The organism is Cellulomonas biazotea (assembly GCF_004306155.1).
Classification (GTDB): Bacteria; Actinomycetota; Actinomycetes; order Actinomycetales; family Cellulomonadaceae; genus Cellulomonas; species Cellulomonas biazotea.
In genome coordinates, this window is record NZ_BIMR01000092.1 from 1 (window position 1) to 15,159 (window position 15,159).

Consider the following 15,159-nt stretch of genomic DNA (forward strand, 5'->3'; position numbering starts at 1 on the left):
CGCCGCGGGGGCACCGAGGGGGGCGGTGGGCTGCTGAGCACCCGCCGTCGCGCCGGCGGGCGTCGCGGCGGAGGGCGTCGGCGCGCCGGTGGGGGGCCCGAAGGACGGGCGGACGTGCGCACCGCCGCGGGTCGGGTCGGGCGTCGCGCCCGGCGTCCCCTGGGACGCGACCGGCTGCGTCGGCGGACGCTGCGGCAGACCTGCACCGCCCGGTGCACCGGTGCCGTCGGAGGGCGTGCTGCCGTTCGACGCCCAGTGCAGCCGGCCCGAGTGCGGGCTGGTGTTGCTGCCGGATCCGCCGGTCTCGCTCATCGGGTTCCCATCGTTCGCGGTGCCCGGCTCCCCCGCCGGACCACCCCGAAGCCTACCGACGGGACTTCACCCGACGACGTCGCGACGCCGGAACCCGGCGAAACCGGCCCCGACCAGCACGGCGGCGACGGCGGAGACGGCGACCACGGGCGGCCAGGACATCTCCTCGGCAGGCAGCCCGGGCAGGTACGTGAACGGGGACAGCGCGTCGGAGCCGTCGGGCAGGAGCGCGCCGAACATCCCGACGACGCCCACGTACGCGACGTACGCCCAGACCAGCCCGAGCAGCCGCGGCGCGACCCCGTAGACGAGGACCGCGACGCCGAGCACGCACAGGACGCCGGGGATCGTCACCGCGGCCGCGCCGAGGAGCGTCCCGAGCTGGCTCGGGTCGGACAGGCTCCCCGCGCCCGCGAGGCCCATCGCGAGGCCGGCGACCAGCATGACGACGACGCTCGCCACCGCGGCGACGCCCACCTGCGCACCGAGCCAGTGCGCGCGCGAGACCGGTCCGGCGAGCACGCGGGCGCCGCGCGTCGCCGTCTCCTCGGCGCGGACCGCCCCGACGGCGGCGACGGCGTACGCGGCGGTCGTCAGGGCCAGGAAGACGGCGTAGATCGTGAACGCGCCCGCGACGGGGTCGGCGTCCCCGAAGAGCTCGCCGAGCGTGGCCTCGCTCTCGACGAAGTCGGCGACCGCGCCGGCCAGCAGCCCGACGAGCCCGCCCATGAGCACGACCGCGGCACCCCAGGACGCGATCGCCCCGGACTGCCGGCGCAGCGTGAGCGGCACCATGCCGGACAGCGCGGGCGACGCGGCGGTCCGGCCCAGCCGCTCGGCGACGAGCCCCGTGCCGAGGTCGCGCAGGGCGACGAGCCGGAAGGCGACGACGACGCACACCACGGTCGCCACGACGCCGATGAGCAGGGGCCACCACCGCTCGTCGACGTACGCGCGCGTCGCCTGCGCCCACCCGAACGGCGACAGCCACGTGAGGACGCTCGTGCTCTCGGGCCCGCGGACGTCGCCGACCGCGCGCAGCAGGAACGCGACGCCGACGGCCGCCATGCCCAGGCTCGACGCGGTGCGGGCGTGCGCGGAGACCTGCGACGCGACCGCGGAGACCCCCGCGAACACGAGCCCGACCATGACGATCCCGGCGCACAGCGCCGCGGAGCCGACGGGGTCGAGGGCCGTGGACAGCAGCGCGAGATAGGTGAGACCACCGACCGCGAGCGTCCCGACGAGCGCGGCGACCAACCCGGCGACGACCGGGGCGTCCCGGCCCACGGGGGCCGACCGGACGAGCTCGAGCCGGCCGTCCTCCTCGGCCGCCCGCAGGTGCCGCGTGACCGTGAGGAGCGCCATGATCGCGACCGGCAGCATGACCCACAGGCCGAGCTCGTTGGCCGTCATCGCGCCGAGCGTGTAGTCGTCGAGCCCGTACCCCGGCCCCGCGAGCGCGGTCGCCGCGGGCGAGGAGATGAGCTGCGCACGCGCCGCGCGCGACTCGGGCGTGCCGTACACGTCCGCGAGCGCGTCGACGGACACCTGCGTCAGCCCGGCGACCGCGACGGACCACACGAGGATGCGCCAGCGGTCGAACCGCAGCGCGACCCGCACGAGCCCCCGGGTGCCGACGAGCGCCCCCACGTGCTGCGGGCGCGGCGCCCGGGCCGCGGTCGGCGCGGCCGTCGTCGTCGCGGTCATCGCGGCTCGCCCTCCCGCACGCCGAGCGTCGCGAGCTCGTCGCTGTACTCGCGCAGGAACAGGTCCTCGAGGGTCGGCGGGTGCGCCGTGAGGGACTGCACGCCGAACGCGGGCAGCGCCGCGAGGACGTCGTCGAGCGACGCGGTGTCGACGTCGAGGGTCACGTGGCCGTCGTCGCGGCGCACGTGGTGCACGCCCGCGAGGGCCGTGAGCGCCCGCTCCGCGGCGTCGCCGTCCCGCAGCCCCGCGGTGACCGTCGTGCGGGTCAGGCTGCGCAGCTCGTCGAGCGACCCGGACTGCACCGCGCGGCCCTGCCGGATGATCGTCACGCGGTCCGCGAGCGCCTCGACCTCCGCGAGGACGTGGCTCGACAGCAGCACCGTGCGGCCCTGCGCGGCCGCCTCGCGGACGATCTCCTGGAACACGGCCTCCATCAGCGGGTCCAGGCCGCTGGTCGGCTCGTCCATGAGCAGCAGCTCGACGTCCGCGGCGAGCGCGGCGACGAGCGCGACCTTCTGCCGGTTGCCCTTCGAGTAGGCACGGCCCTTGACGCGGGTGTCGAGCTCGAACCGGTCGACGAGCTCCGCGCGACGCCGCGGGTCGAGCCCGCCGCGCAGCCGGCCGAGGACGTCGATGGTCTCGCCTCCCGACAGGTTGGGCCACAGGGCGACGTCGCCGGGGATGTACGCGAGTCGGCGGTGCAGCGCGACGGCGTCGCGCCACGGGTCGCCGTCGAGCAGCCGCACGTCGCCCGCGTCCGCCCGCAGCAGCCCGAGCAGCACCCGGATGGTCGTCGACTTCCCCGCGCCGTTGGGGCCGAGGAAGCCGTGCACCTCACCGGTCCGGACGGTCAGGTCGAAGCCGTCGAGCGCGCGCTTGCGCCCGAACGTCTTGACGAGGTCGCGCGCGACGATCGCGTCACTCATGGGTGGTCTCCTCGTAGGCGAGATAGGCGTCGAGGTAGGAGCTGTCGGTGAACAGGCCGTGCGTGTAGATCTCCAGGCCCGGCAGCATGACGTCGCGGTACAGCGCGGTCATCGCGGCGGTCGGCTCCGCGGTCGGGGCGGGCCCGCGGCCCGCCGCGGCGTCGAGCTGTGCCATGAGCAGGTTCCCGACGGTCGTCGCGATGAGCAGGCGCGCCCGCCCGTGCGGGTCGGCGCTGGGCCGGACGGTGCCGAGGGCGACGCCCTCGTCGAGGTACTTCTCGGCGTCCTCGACGAGGCCGTCGACGAACCGCGCCGCGAGGTGCCCGCCGTCCATGAGGCTGCGGACGATGTAGGCGAACAGCGGCGCGTACTGCTCGATGGTCGCGAGCTTCGCGATGACGTCGCCGGGTGCGGTGTGCCCGATCGCGGCCGACTTCTCCGCGTGGATGACGGCCAGGACGTGCTCGTCGCACGCGGCGCGCAGGGCGTCCTTCGAGCCGAAGTGGTGGATGACGAGGGCTGCGCTGACGTCGGCGTCCGTGGCGATCGTCCGGACGCTGGCCCGGAAGCCGTCGCGGCCGAAGCGCGCCACGGCCGCGTCCCGGATCCGGGCCCGGGCGGTGAGGTCGTCGACGCCTGAACGCATGTTCACCATGCTAAACGCGCGTTCAATCGTCGCGCAACGGCCTGATGTGGAGGATCTGTCGCGTCCGGCGCGACGGAGGTTCCACGCGACCTCCTGTCCGCGCGGGTCGGCGGCGGGGTGGCTGCGGCGCGGCGGTGGGATGGCGGCGCGGCGGCGGGTGGCGGCGGGTGGCGGCGGGGTGGCGGCGGCGCGGTGTCGGAGGGCCTCGGTAGCGTGCCCGCCGTGAGCACCACCACCACCAAGCGCGCCGACCGCAGCGCCCGCCCCGGCTTCCGCTGCTCGGAGTGCGGGTGGACCGCGACCAAGTGGGTCGGCCGGTGCGGCGAGTGCCAGGCGTGGGGCAGCGTCGCCGAGGACGTCGGCCCCGGCGGCGGCGCACCCCGGACCGTCGCGACCGCGCCCACCCGCGCCCCCGCGCGCCCCATCAGCGACATCGACGTCGAGTCCGCCCGCGCGCGCCCCACCGGCGTCGACGAGCTCGACCGCGTGCTCGGCGGCGGCATCGTCCCCGGCGCCGTCGTGCTGCTCGCCGGGGAGCCCGGCGTCGGCAAGTCGACCCTGCTGCTCGACGTCGCCGCCCGCGCCGCCCGCGGCGGCCGACGCGTCCTCTACGTCACCGGCGAGGAGTCCGCCGGCCAGGTCCGGCTGCGCGCCGGCCGCGTCGGCGCCCTGCACCCCTCGCTGCTGCTCGCCGACGAGAACGACCTCGCGACCGTGCTCGGCCACATCGAGGTCGTCGACCCCGACCTGCTCGTCCTCGACTCCGTGCAGACCATCGCGTCCGCCGCCGTCGAGGGCACCGCGGGCGGCGTCGCCCAGGTCCGCGAGGTCACCGCCGCCGTCATCGCCGCCGCCAAGTCGCGCGACCTGCCCGTCGTGCTCGTCGGGCACGTCACCAAGGACGGCTCCGTCGCCGGACCCCGCACCCTCGAGCACCTCGTCGACGTCGTCTGCCAGTTCGAGGGCGAACGGCACTCCCGGCTCCGGCTGCTGCGCGCCACCAAGAACCGGTACGGCCCCACCGACGAGGTCGGCTGCTTCGACCTGTCCGAGACCGGCATCGCCGGGATCACCGACCCGTCCGGGCTGTTCGTGTCCCACGCCGCGTCGACCGTCCCCGGGACCTGCCTCACCGTGACCCTCGAAGGACGACGACCCCTCGCCACCGAGGTCCAGGCCCTCGTCGCGCCGTCCGCCGTCCCCAACCCGCGGCGCACGACCAGCGGCGTCGACTCCAGCCGCCTCGCCATGGTGCTCGCCGTCCTGCAGCGCCGGCTCGGCGCGCGGCTCGCCGACCAGGACGTCTACGTCTCCACCGTCGGCGGCGCGCGCGTCGTCGAGCCCGCCGCCGACCTCGCGCTCGCGCTCGCCGCCGTCAGCTCGCGGGAGAACACCGCCCTGCCGCGCGGCCTCGTCGCCGTCGGCGAGGTCGGCCTCGCGGGGGAGATCCGCACCGTGAGCGGCGTCGGGCGCCGGCTCTCCGAGGCCGCCCGCCTCGGGTTCACCCGAGCCGTCGTCCCCGCCGGGTCGCTCGACGGCGTCGCCGCGCCCGACGGGATCACCGTCCTGCAGGCCGGTGACCTGGCCCAGGCCGTCGTCGCCGCCGGGATCGGCACGTGACGTGAGCGCGCCGAACGGGCGAACCGCAGCACTCGCGGCGCCCAGCAGGCGGGTCGTCAGGAACTCGCTCGACAGCGCTCGATACCATTCCCCCGTGCCACACACGCACGTCCCCGACGACCTGCTCCGCTCCACCCTCGCCGCTGTCGCCCCCGGCAGCGAGCTCCGCGACGGTCTGGAGCGGATCCTGCGCGGCCGGACAGGGGCGCTCATCGTCCTCGGCTTCGACGACCTCGTCGCGAGCATCTGCTCCGGCGGGTTCGAGCTCGACGTCGAGTTCTCCGCCACGCGCCTGCGCGAGCTCGCCAAGATGGACGGCGCCGTGGTCGTCGACGGCGACCGCATCGTGCGCGCCGCCGTGCAGCTCCTGCCTGACCAGACCATCGAGACGTCCGAGTCCGGGACCCGCCACCGCACCGCCGAGCGCGTCGCCAAGCAGACCGGCTTCCCCGTCATCTCCGTGTCCGCGTCCATGCGGATCATCGCCCTGTACGTCGGCGGGCAGCGGCACGTCCTCGAGGACTCCACGACGATCCTGTCGCGCGCCAACCAGGCGCTCGCGACCCTCGAGCGCTACAAGGCCCGCCTCGACGAGGTCAGCGGCACGCTGTCCGCGCTCGAGATCGAGGACCTCGTCACCGTCCGCGACGTCTCCACCGTCGTCCAGCGGCTCGAGATGGTCCGCCGCATCTCCGAGGAGATCGAGGGCTACGTCGTCGAGCTCGGCACCGACGGGCGCCTGCTCACCCTGCAGCTCGACGAGCTCGTCGGCGGCCTCGGCTCCGACCGGTCGCTCGTCATCCGCGACTACGTCGACACCACCCGGCGCGACCTCGACACCGTCCTCGCCGCGCTCGGCGAGCTCAACTCCACCGAGCTGCTCGACATCGCGCACATCGCGCGCGTGCTCGGCCTGCCCGGCGGCGGGGACGCCCTCGACGCCGCCGCCGGCCCGCGCGGCTACCGGCTGCTGTCCAAGGTCCCGCGCCTGCCCGGCACGATCGTCGACCGGCTCGTCTCCCACTTCGGCGGGCTGCAGAAGCTGCTCGCCGCGAGCATCGAGGACCTCATGGCCGTCGACGGCGTCGGCGAGCAGCGTGCGCGGGCCGTGCGGGAGGGGCTGTCGCGGCTCGCCGAGTCGTCGATCCTCGAGCGCTACGTCTGACGACCACCCCGCCGGACGTACGGTTCGGCGTCAGCCCAGGCCGAAGACCGCCGGGGTCGCCGTCGCACCCGCGAGCGTGAACGCCGCCGAGTACGTCCCCGCACCCGGCTCCGGCTGACCCGCCGGGCAGCCCTGCGCGGACCGCTCCCGGTTCCACACGAGGGGCGTCTCGTCGACCACGCCGCCACCGAGCAGCAGCGTCCGCTCCTCGGTCCCCGCCGCGACGCAGTCGCGCGACGACCACACCCGGTCGACGCCCGAGGTGATGACGACCTCCCGCTGCGCCTCGCCCGCGTCGACCAGGCACGGCTCCGACCCCGTGTTCGTGATGCTCACCGCGAAGGTCGGGCTCACGCCCGCGGGGAACGACTCGGCGGTCGCGGTGATCGCGAGCGCGAGCACCTCGGGGGCGCAGTTCGCGGGCTGGTCGGACGACGCGTCGTCCTGCTCCTCGCCCGCGTCTGCACCCTCGTCGCCTGCGGGCGTCGTCGCGTCGGTGCCGGCGGGCGACGTCTCCGAGGCCGGGGGCAGCTCCCCGTCGGCGCTCGCACCGGCCGCGCCGCGGCCCACGAGCACCCACACGACGAGCGCGACGACCAGCAGCGGCAGACCGAGGACGATCGTGCGCCGCACCCAGTAGACGCGCGCCGGCAGCGGACCGGACGGTCGGACGACGCCCACCGCTGCCTCCCTCGACCTCGCTCGTGCGCCTGGCCCGTCGGGGCTCCGTCGGGACCGGGTCGTGCCCGGTCCGTCCCGGATCGTCGCCCGGGTGGCGCGAGGACCCGGCGGCGCGCGACCACAGTACGGCGGTCGGTGACGACGGCCACGGCCGACTCGCGGGGCGAGACGGAGCGCGGCGCAGGTCGGCGGCACGGGATGCGTCGGGACGTCGGCGGCACGACGACCTCAGCGGCGTCGACGTCGGCGGCACGACGATCTCCGTGGCGTCGACGTCGGTGGACTCCGACGTCGGCGGCGCGACGGTCTCCGTGGCGTCGACGTCGGTGGACTCCGGGGCGTCGGGGACGTCGATGGCGTCGGTGGCGTCGGTGGCGTCGGTGGCGTCGGGGAGGATGGGGCGGTGCCCGCCGTCCCCACCGTCGTCACCGCGCCCGCCGTCCGGCGCCCCGACGCGGCCACGGGTGGCGACGACCCGGCCGGGCTCCGCGACGTGGTCGTCGCCTGGTTCGACGAGCACGCGCGCGACCTGCCGTGGCGGGCGCCCGACCGGACCCCGTGGGGCGTGCTGGTCAGCGAGGTGATGCTCCAGCAGACGCCCGTCGTGCGCGTGGCGCCGGCGTGGCACGCCTGGATGACCCGCTGGCCGACGCCCGCCGACCTCGCCGCCGCGAGCACCGCCGACGTCCTGCGGGCCTGGGACCGGCTGGGATACCCGCGCCGGGCGCTGCGGCTGCAGGACTGCGCGCGGGCCGTCGTCGAGCGGCACGGCGGGCAGGTCCCCGACGACGAGGCGGCGCTGCTCGCCCTGCCGGGCGTCGGGTCGTACACGGCTGCCGCGGTGCGGGCGTTCGCGTTCGGGCGCCGGTCCGTGGTGCTCGACACGAACGTGCGCCGGGTGCTCGCTCGCGCGGCTGCCGGGACGGCCCTGCCCGCACCCGCGCAGACCGTCGCGGAGGTCCGCCGGGCGGAGGCGTTCGTGCCCGACGACGACGCCGCGGCGGCCCGGTGGGCGGCGGCGTCGATGGAGCTCGGGGCGCTGGTGTGCACAGCGCGCGCGCCGCGCTGCGACGCGTGCCCGGTGCGGGACGGGTGCGCGTGGCGCGCGGCGGGCTACCCCGGCGACGAGCACGCAGCCCGTCGTCGCACGCAGGCATGGGCCGGGACGGACCGGCAGGTGCGCGGGCGCGTCATGGCGCTGCTGCGCGACGCGCTCGGCCCGGTGCCGCAGCACGCGGTCGACGCGGTGTGGCCGGACGCCGGCCAGCGCGAGCGGTGCGTCGAGGCGCTCGTCGCCGACGGGCTCGCGGTCCGCACACCCGGCGCGGGCGACGACCACCCGGCCACGTACCGGCTGCCCCACTGAGCCCGGCGCACACCCCGCCGCGCACGTCCGGGCCGCACCCGCACGCTCCGAGCCCGCCGCCCAGGGCCCGACTCCCCGAGCCCCTCGCACCGCGCAGCCACGCCGCCGCCCGGGTGCACCGTGCACCCCCGCGGGACGTCGGCTTGACGGTCGCACGGCGGGCCGGGAGCGTGCGGGCATGCGCCTCTTCGACGTCGTCCGCTACCCGCTCGACCGGTTCGACAGCACGGGGGTCGTGCTCGACGCCGTGCCCCCGACGACCGGGGCGTCGTCGGTGCACGTCGCGCGGCTCGACGCGGGCGGCACGATCGGCCGGCACCGGGCGGTCCGCCGGCAGGTGCTCGGGGTCGTGTCGGGCGACGTCGAGGTCCAGACGGACGACGAGCCGCGGCTCGCAGCCGGGCCGGGGACGCTCGTCGTGTGGGAGCCGGGCGAGATGCACCAGACGTGGGCGACGTCGGACGCGGTCGTCGTCGTCGTCGAGACGTCGGGCGACCTGGACCTGGGCGCGCCGTTCGTCGAGCGCGGCCGCGAAGGCTAGGCGCGGGGGGCGGATGCGCGGGCGGCGGGCGTGCCGGGCTCGGGCGTGCCGGGCTCGGGCGTGCCGAGCTCGGGCGTGCCGGGCTCGGGCGTGCCGAGCTCGATGAGCATGCGGGTGTTGCCGAGGGTGTTCGGCTTCACGCGGGCCAGGTCGAGGAACTCCGCGACGCCGTCGTCGTGCGAGCGCAGCAGCTCCGCGTAGACGTCGGTCGTCACGGGCGTCCCCTCGATCGCGTGGAAGCCGTGCGCGGTGAAGAAGTCGACCTCGAACGTGAGGCAGAAGACGCGGCGCAGCCCGAGGGCGCGGGCACGCTCGACGAGGGCGTCGAGCAGCGCGTGCCCGACCCGCCGGCCGCGGTACGCGGGGTCGACGGCGAGCGTGCGGATCTCGGCGAGGTCCTGCCACATGACGTGCAGCGCACCGCAGCCGACGACGGTCCCGTCGGGGGTCTCGGCGACGACGAACTCCTGCACGGCCTCGTAGTAGCCGACCCACTCCTTCGCGAGGAGGATCCGCTGCTCGGCGTACGGCTGCACGAGGGCGCGGATGGCCCGCACGTCGGCCGGGAGGGCGGGCCGGATGAGGAGCTGCTCGGACGTCACCGGCACACGGTACCCACGGCCCCGACCTGACCCTCGACCTGCCCGCGACCCGGTGAGACGCGACTCGAACGACGTCGACCGCCTGGAGCTGACGTTCAGCATCCCCGAGCTGCCGCCGTTCCCCGCTCCCGTCGCGCGCAGCGTGGACGTCGCGGTCGAGGACGGCGAGCAGGTCAGGCGCGCGCCCGGCGGCGGGGCGCCGGGGCCGGCGGCTCGACCGCGTCGAGCAGCAGGGTCGCGGTGATCTCGTCGACGACGAGGTCGGTGACGACGCCCGCGCGGAGGGCCGCGAGCAGGGGGGCGACCTTGTTGTCGCCCGCCACGACGCACACGCGCCGGGGCACGCGCTGGAGCTCGTCGGGGGTCGGGCCGGTCGCACGTTCGTTCAGGTGGACGTCCTGCCACGAGCCGTCTGCGCGCAGGAACACGGTGCAGACGTCGCCGACGACGCCGACCTCGTGCAGCAGGCGCACGTCGGCGTCGTCGAGGTAGCCCGCCGAGTACACGTGCGACGGGACCGCCCCCGCCACGGCACCGACGGAGAACACGGCGATGTCGGCGCGGCGCTGCATGTCGAGCACGCGCCGGACGGACCGCTCGCGCCACATCGCGGCCTTGGTGTCGGGGTAGTCGAAGAACGCCGGGACCGAGAAGTGGTGCACGGCGGCGCCGAACGCGGTGCCGAACGAGGAGATGAGGTCGGACGCGTACTCGATGCCGCTCGTGCGCATGTTCGCGGCGCCGTTGAGCTGCACGACGTGCGACCCGCGGGTCGGCTTGGGCGTGAGGTAGCGGGACACCGACGCGAGGGTCGTGCCCCAGGCCACGCCCATGACCATGTCGGAGTCGAACCAGGACGACAGCAGGCGGGCGGCGGTGATCGACACCTGGTCGAGGCGCTCGATGTGGCTGGCGGAGTCGGGCACGGGCACGACGTACGTGTCGATGCCGAACGCGGCGGCGACGGACCGCCCGAGCCCGGGTGCACGCGTGCTCGCGGGGCGCAGCGTGATCTCGACGAGCCCCGCCTGGCGTGCACGCTTGATGAGCCGCGAGACGGTCGACCGGGACGTCCCGAGGTGCCGGGCGATGACCTCCATCTTGAGGTCCTGCAGGTAGTACATGGAGGCCGCCCGCAGGACGTCCTGCTCCCGCTCGACGTACATGGCCCTCCCCTCGTGCCGCCGCCGGTGCACGAGCGTGCATGCACGTATGTGCACCCCGGTTGCGCGTTCGTTCGCCCCGTGATGACGATAGCGAGCAGCCCCGGGCGCAGCGATCCGAGGCGGACGAATCACCCGGGGGACAGGAACCGCATGAGAACGGCACCACTGACGGTCCAGGCGCGCCAGGACGCGCTCACCGCGATGCGCGAGAGCAGCGCGCTCGGCAACGAGCTCGACGTGCTCGTGATCGGTGGTGGTGTGACCGGCGCCGGCATCGCGCTCGACGCGGTGACCCGCGGCCTGTCGACCGCGATCGTCGAGGCGCAGGACTGGGCGAGCGGCACGTCGAGCCGGTCCAGCAAGCTCGTGCACGGCGGCCTGCGCTACCTGCAGATGCTCGACTTCCACCTGGTGCGCGAGGCGCTCACGGAGCGCGACCTGCTCATCAACACGCTCGCGCCGCACCTCGTGAAGCCGGTGTCGTTCCTGTACCCGCTGGAGAACAAGGTCTGGGAGCGCGCGTACGTCGGCGCCGGCGTCGCGCTGTACGACACGCTCGCCTCGGTGAGCGGCAGCAAGCGCGCGATGCCGATCCACCAGCACCTGTCCCGCAAGGGCATGGAGCGGCTGTTCCCCGACCTGCGGCACGACGCCGCCGTCGGCGCGGTCCGGTACTGGGACGCGAGCGTCGACGACGCACGGCTCGTCGAGACCCTCGTCCGCACGGCCGTGTCCTACGGCGCGCACGCCGCGTCACGCACCCAGGTCCTCGACCTGCACACGACGTCGGGCGGCGCGGTCACCGGCGCGGAGCTCGTCGACCTGGAGACGGGCGAGCACCTCGACGTGCGCGCCCGGGCCGTCATCAACGCGACGGGTGTCTGGACCGAGCAGACCGAGGCGCTCGCCGGGTCCGAGGGCGGGCTGCACGTGCTCGCGAGCAAGGGCGTGCACATCGTCGTGCCGCGCAGCCGGATCGCGGGCAACACCGGCCTGATCCTGCAGACCGAGAAGTCGGTCCTGTTCATCATCCCGTGGTCCCGCTACTGGGTGATCGGCACGACCGACACCCCCTGGCAGCACGACCTCGTGCACCCTGTCGCGACGAGCGCCGACATCGACTACGTCATCGAGCACGCCAACGCGGTGCTGTCCCGGCCGATCTCCCGCGACGACGTCATCGGCACCTGGGCGGGCCTGCGGCCCCTGCTGCAGCCGCAGGTCAAGGAGGGCACGTCGTCGGCGAAGGTGTCGCGCGAGCACACCGTCGCGTCGCCGACGCCCGGGCTCACCGTCATCGCGGGCGGCAAGCTCACGACCTACCGCGTCATGGCGAAGGACGCCGTGGACTTCGCGATCGGCTCCCGCGCCACGAGCCTGCCGTCGCTCACGCACGACCTGCCGCTCGTCGGCGCCGAGGGGCTGCGCGTCCTCCAGCGCCAGGCCAAGGCCATCGGCGCGAAGTACGGGTGGGACCGCCCCCGCATGGACCACCTGCTGCACCGGTACGGGTCGCTGCTCGGCGAGCTCATCGACCTCGTCGACGCCGAGCCGTCGCTCGCGGAGCCGCTCGCGAACGCGCCCGCGTACATCGGCGCGGAGATCGTCTACGCGGTCAGCCACGAGGGCGCCCTGCACCTCGACGACGTCCTCATGCACCGCACCCGCCTCAACTACGAGCAGGCGGACAAGGGCGTCGGGGCGCTCGAGGAGATCGCCGACCTCGTCGCACCCGTCCTCGGCTGGGACGAGCGGACCCGCAGCCGCGAGATCGCCGCGTACACGGCCCGGGCCGAGGCGGAGGACGCCGCCGCCCAGGAGCCCGACGACGCGGCCGCCGAGAAGGTCCGGCTGCGCGCCGGCGACCTGTCCCCCATGCAGCGGCTCGACGAGCGGGTGGGCGCCGGCACCAAGCCGGGGTCCCCGCGCGGCCGCGGATCGGCAGGTCCCGCGGGCACCTGACCGCACACCCAAGACCCCCCGCGCGCCCCTGCGCGGGGCGCACGTGACAACGACGTCTCGTCAAGAGAAGGGGTAGCTCGTGGGCACACTCATGTCCCAGGCGTTCGTCTCCGAGATCCTCGGGACCGCCATGCTCATCCTGCTGGGTGCCGGTGTGGTGGCGAACGTGATCCTGCCCGGCACGAAGGGCTTCGGCGGCGGCTGGCTCCTCATCAACTTCGGATGGGGTCTGGCCGTCTTCTCCGGTGTCTACGTCGCCTTCAAGTCCGGGGCGCACCTCAACCCGGCCGTCACCATCGGCCTCCTCACGGCCGACCAACCGTTCTACAGCGTCACCGGACCCGAAGGGGTCGTCACCGCGACGCTCGAACCCACCATCGGCAACACGTTCTGGTACATCCTCGCCCAGATGATCGGCGCGTTCCTCGGAGCCGTCGTCGCCTGGCTGGCGTACAAGAAGCACTTCGACCAGGAGGCCGACGCCGGCACGAAGCTGGCCGTCTTCTCCACCGGCCCGGCGCTGCGGTCGTACGCGTGGAACTTCGTCACCGAGGTCATCGCGACGTTCGTCCTCGTGTTCGTCATCCTCGCGTTCGGCCCGACGCCCTCGGGCCTCGGCCCGCTCGCCGTCGCGTTCCTCGTGGTCGGCATCGGCGCGAGCCTCGGCGGACCGACCGGGTACGCCATCAACCCGGCCCGTGACCTCGGCCCCCGCATCGCGCACGCGATCCTGCCGATCCCCGGCAAGGGCGGCGGCGACTGGTCGTACGCGTGGGTCCCGGTGCTCGGCCCCATCGTCGGCGGCGTGCTCGCCGGCCTGCTCGCGACCGCCTACATCCTCTGACCACGGCACCCGACCGAAAGGCAGACCCCCATGCCCGACACGCAGTACGTCCTCGCCATCGACCAGGGGACCACCAGCACCCGTGCGATCGTCTTCGACCACGGCGGACAGATCGTGTCCGTCGGCCAGAAGGAGCACGAGCAGATCTTCCCCAGGGCCGGCTGGGTCGAGCACGACGCCGCGGAGATCTGGACCAACACGCGTGAGGTCGTGGGCCTCGCCCTGACCCGCGCGAACCTCACCTACCGCGACATCGCCGCGGTCGGCATCACCAACCAGCGCGAGACCGCGGTCGTCTGGGACCGCACCACCGGCGAGCCGGTGTACAACGCGATCGTCTGGCAGGACACCCGGACGCAGAAGATCGCCGACGAGCTGGGGGCGCTCGGCGGCGGTGCGGACCGGTACAAGGCGAAGGTCGGCCTGCCGCTCGCGACGTACTTCTCCGGCCCGAAGATCAAGTGGATCCTCGACAACGTCGACGGCGCCCGCGAGAAGGCCGAGCGGGGCGACCTCGCCTTCGGCAACACCGACGCGTGGGTGCTGTGGAACATGACCGGCGGCGTCCAGGGTGGGGTGCACGTCACCGACGTCACCAACGCGTCGCGCACCATGCTCATGAACCTCGACTCGCTCACGTGGAACGAGGACATCGCCGCCGACATGGGGATCCCCCTGTCGATGCTGCCCGAGATCCGCTCGTCGTCCGAGGTGTACGGCAAGGGCCGCGAGGGCGGCATGGTCCCCGGCGTGCCCATCGCGGGCATCCTCGGCGACCAGCAGGCGGCCACGTTCGGGCAGGCGTGCTTCGAGGTCGGCACGGCCAAGAACACGTACGGGACCGGCAACTTCATGCTGCTCAACACCGGCACGAAGCCCATCCCGTCGAAGAACGGCCTGCTGACGACGCTCTGCTACAAGATCGGCGACCAGGACGCCGTCTACGCCCTGGAGGGGTCGATCGCCGTCACCGGGTCGCTCGTGCAGTGGCTCCGCGACAACCTGGGCCTCATCTCCTCGGCGCAGGAGATCGAGCAGCTCGCCGAGAGCGTCGAGGACAACGGCGGCGCGTACTTCGTGCCGGCGTTCTCCGGCCTGTTCGCGCCGTACTGGCGGTCCGACGCCCGCGGGGCGCTCGTCGGGCTCACCCGGTACGTCAACAAGGGCCACATCGCCCGCGCCGCCCTGGAGGCCACCGCCTTCCAGACGCGCGAGGTGCTCGACGCGATGAACGCCGACTCCGGGGTGGACCTCACGGAGCTCAAGGTCGACGGCGGCATGGTCGCGAACGACGCGCTCATGCAGTTCCAGGCCGACATCCTCGGCGTGCCCGTCATCCGCCCGAAGGTCGCCGAGACGACCGCGCTCGGTGCCGCGTACGCCGCGGGCATCGCCGTCGGGTACTGGTCGGGCGAGCAGGACGTCATCGACAACTGGGCCGAGGACAAGCGCTGGGAGCCCGCGGCCGACGAGGTCGAGCGCGACCGGCAGTACCGGCTGTGGAAGAAGGCCGTCACGAAGACCTTCGACTGGGTCGACGACGACGTGCAGTAGACGTCACCGCAGGTGACGGGTGCGGCGAAGGGGCCGTCGCACCCGTCCCCGGGGGCCCGGGGGG

12 protein-coding genes and 2 pseudogenes are annotated in these 15,159 nt (G+C 74.5%); 7 read left to right on the plus strand and 7 right to left on the minus strand.

Going from position 1 to position 15,159, the window contains the following annotated elements; translation table 11 throughout:
- The 4 genes and pseudogenes from CBZ_RS21480 to CBZ_RS07545 all read right to left on the minus strand — a co-directional run.
- A pseudogene (locus CBZ_RS21480) lies at positions 1-312 on the minus strand (hypothetical protein); the annotation flags it as partial.
- A gap of 66 nt (positions 313-378) precedes the next feature.
- On the minus strand, positions 379-2,022 hold the full coding sequence (locus CBZ_RS07535; protein WP_130780961.1) for an ABC transporter permease: 1,644 nt from the start codon (positions 2,020-2,022) through the stop codon (positions 379-381).
- On the minus strand, positions 2,019-2,948 hold the full coding sequence (locus CBZ_RS07540) for an ABC transporter ATP-binding protein (protein ID WP_130780962.1): 930 nt from the start codon (positions 2,946-2,948) through the stop codon (positions 2,019-2,021). Before CBZ_RS07540 ends, CBZ_RS07535 begins: the two co-directional genes overlap by 4 nt.
- Positions 2,941-3,594 carry a TetR/AcrR family transcriptional regulator gene (locus tag CBZ_RS07545; RefSeq protein WP_174768646.1) on the minus strand — a complete coding sequence of 218 codons (654 nt, stop codon included), beginning with the start codon at positions 3,592-3,594 and terminating at the stop codon, positions 2,941-2,943. The genes CBZ_RS07540 and CBZ_RS07545 overlap by 8 nt, the downstream gene beginning before the upstream one ends.
- Positions 3,595-3,816: 222 nt before the next feature.
- Here CBZ_RS07545 and radA point away from each other — a divergent pair, with 222 nt between their 5' ends.
- Positions 3,817-5,214, plus strand: a complete 1,398-nt coding sequence (gene radA, locus CBZ_RS07550; protein WP_130780964.1) for a DNA repair protein RadA — start codon at positions 3,817-3,819, stop codon at positions 5,212-5,214.
- A 94-nt stretch (positions 5,215-5,308) separates the two neighbouring features.
- A complete protein-coding gene (disA, locus tag CBZ_RS07555) occupies positions 5,309-6,379 on the plus strand; it encodes a DNA integrity scanning diadenylate cyclase DisA (RefSeq protein ID WP_218022726.1) in 1,071 nt (356 codons plus the stop codon).
- Positions 6,380-6,409: 30 nt separating this feature from the next.
- Here disA and CBZ_RS07560 read toward each other — a convergent pair whose 3' ends face one another.
- Positions 6,410-7,060 (minus strand): RAD23 family protein, encoded by a 651-nt coding sequence (locus CBZ_RS07560; protein WP_130780966.1) that lies wholly within the window; start codon positions 7,058-7,060, stop codon positions 6,410-6,412.
- Positions 7,061-7,553: 493 nt separating this feature from the next.
- Here CBZ_RS07560 and CBZ_RS07565 point away from each other — a divergent pair, with 493 nt between their 5' ends.
- Positions 7,554-8,426, plus strand: a complete 873-nt coding sequence (locus CBZ_RS07565; RefSeq protein ID WP_174768647.1) for an iron-sulfur binding domain-containing protein — start codon at positions 7,554-7,556, stop codon at positions 8,424-8,426.
- Positions 8,427-8,604: 178 nt separating this feature from the next.
- Positions 8,605-8,967 (plus strand): cupin domain-containing protein, encoded by a 363-nt coding sequence (locus tag CBZ_RS07570; RefSeq protein ID WP_130780968.1) that lies wholly within the window; start codon positions 8,605-8,607, stop codon positions 8,965-8,967.
- 95 nt (positions 8,968-9,062) lie between these two features.
- Here the strand turns inward: CBZ_RS07570 and CBZ_RS07575 are convergent.
- Both CBZ_RS07575 and CBZ_RS07580 read right to left on the minus strand, forming a co-directional pair.
- Positions 9,063-9,569: pseudogene (locus CBZ_RS07575) on the minus strand (amino-acid N-acetyltransferase); the annotation flags it as partial.
- A 173-nt stretch (positions 9,570-9,742) separates the two neighbouring features.
- Positions 9,743-10,735, minus strand: a complete 993-nt coding sequence (locus CBZ_RS07580; protein WP_130780969.1) for a sugar-binding transcriptional regulator — start codon at positions 10,733-10,735, stop codon at positions 9,743-9,745.
- 150 nt (positions 10,736-10,885) lie between these two features.
- On the opposite strand from CBZ_RS07580, the gene CBZ_RS07585 reads away from it, so the two are divergent.
- The 3 genes from CBZ_RS07585 to glpK all read left to right on the plus strand — a co-directional run bounded on the left by CBZ_RS07585 (position 10,886) and on the right by glpK (position 15,095).
- The gene (locus CBZ_RS07585; protein ID WP_130780970.1) at positions 10,886-12,697 is read left to right on the plus strand and encodes a glycerol-3-phosphate dehydrogenase/oxidase; all 1,812 of its coding nucleotides are present in this window, start codon (positions 10,886-10,888) and stop codon (positions 12,695-12,697) included.
- Positions 12,698-12,788: 91 nt separating this feature from the next.
- Entirely contained in the window at positions 12,789-13,541 is a 753-nt protein-coding gene (locus CBZ_RS07590; protein WP_130780972.1) for an MIP/aquaporin family protein, read from the plus strand.
- Positions 13,542-13,571: 30 nt separating this feature from the next.
- The gene (gene glpK / locus CBZ_RS07595) at positions 13,572-15,095 is read left to right on the plus strand and encodes a glycerol kinase GlpK (protein ID WP_130780971.1); all 1,524 of its coding nucleotides are present in this window, start codon (positions 13,572-13,574) and stop codon (positions 15,093-15,095) included.
- The last annotated feature ends 64 nt before the right edge of the window (positions 15,096-15,159 follow it).

Coding starts and splice junctions, on each gene's coding strand:
- CBZ_RS07535 (WP_130780961.1), bottom strand. CDS start 2,022: ATGACCGCGACGACGACGGCCGCGCCGACCGCGGCCCGGGCGCCGCGC.
- CBZ_RS07540 (WP_130780962.1), bottom strand. CDS start 2,948: ATGAGTGACGCGATCGTCGCGCGCGACCTCGTCAAGACGTTCGGGCGC.
- CBZ_RS07545 (WP_174768646.1), bottom strand. CDS start 3,594: ATGCGTTCAGGCGTCGACGACCTCACCGCCCGGGCCCGGATCCGGGAC.
- CBZ_RS07570 (WP_130780968.1), top strand. CDS start 8,605: ATGCGCCTCTTCGACGTCGTCCGCTACCCGCTCGACCGGTTCGACAGC.
- CBZ_RS07580 (WP_130780969.1), bottom strand. CDS start 10,735: ATGTACGTCGAGCGGGAGCAGGACGTCCTGCGGGCGGCCTCCATGTAC.
- CBZ_RS07585 (WP_130780970.1), top strand. CDS start 10,886: ATGAGAACGGCACCACTGACGGTCCAGGCGCGCCAGGACGCGCTCACC.
- CBZ_RS07590 (WP_130780972.1), top strand. CDS start 12,789: ATGTCCCAGGCGTTCGTCTCCGAGATCCTCGGGACCGCCATGCTCATC.
- glpK (WP_130780971.1), top strand. CDS start 13,572: ATGCCCGACACGCAGTACGTCCTCGCCATCGACCAGGGGACCACCAGC.